This window comes from Caldalkalibacillus salinus (genome assembly GCF_016745835.1).
Lineage (GTDB): Bacteria > Bacillota > Bacilli > Caldalkalibacillales > JCM-10596 > Caldalkalibacillus_A > Caldalkalibacillus_A salinus.
The window spans coordinates 1-597 of record NZ_JAERVL010000043.1; the positions used below are offsets into that span (position 1 = coordinate 1).

General features: G+C 36.7%; 1 protein-coding gene and 1 pseudogene. Both read right to left on the reverse strand.

The window, feature by feature from the left end; all coding sequences use genetic code 11:
• Positions 1–192: pseudogene (locus tag JKM87_RS17970) on the reverse strand (hypothetical protein); the annotation flags it as partial.
• A 105-nt stretch (positions 193–297) separates the two neighbouring features.
• A partial coding sequence (locus tag JKM87_RS17520; RefSeq protein WP_202081746.1) for an AHH domain-containing protein occupies positions 298–597 on the reverse strand: 300 nt, incomplete at its 5' end.

Consider the following 597-nt stretch of genomic DNA (forward strand, 5'->3'; position numbering starts at 1 on the left):
GATTGGCTCTGGAAACCCAGGGAAATCAGAGCTCTTCCCTTGTTCCTGTGTGTATAATTTTACTGAGTACCAATTATCTAGCATTGGCTGTCCTCTAAACCCATCTCCTAACAATTTTCTATCCTTCTCTGGATTAACAGTTGCAAGCATGTCATAACCATCAAGTTTTTTTTTGAGGATATAGACTTTCAATTCAATGCACCCTTTCTAATTTTCAGTATAGCGACCAATAAATAGTCTACCATTCATTAAATCCTCTCGAATAACCTGGAGTACATCAGCTGCTATTAATTGCTTCTATGGTAAAGATAAATGGCTGTAATCATTTCGCATATCTCTAAGCTTTATATAGACATATTCATAGTAATTCTTCGTATGTCCTCCATTATGTGTTGCAACAGTTAACATAGTTCCGTCATAATCAGGTAGATTGTAGTGCGAATATCCTTTAACTTTTGGTAACCAGATTCCATTCGCAGCGGAATTAATATCTACACCAAAGTCATACAGAATTCTTCTAGATTCAATTACCAATTCATTATTAGCACCTGCAGCAACAATGTGATGAGCATTCCAACCTGTTATCGGATTCGCGAC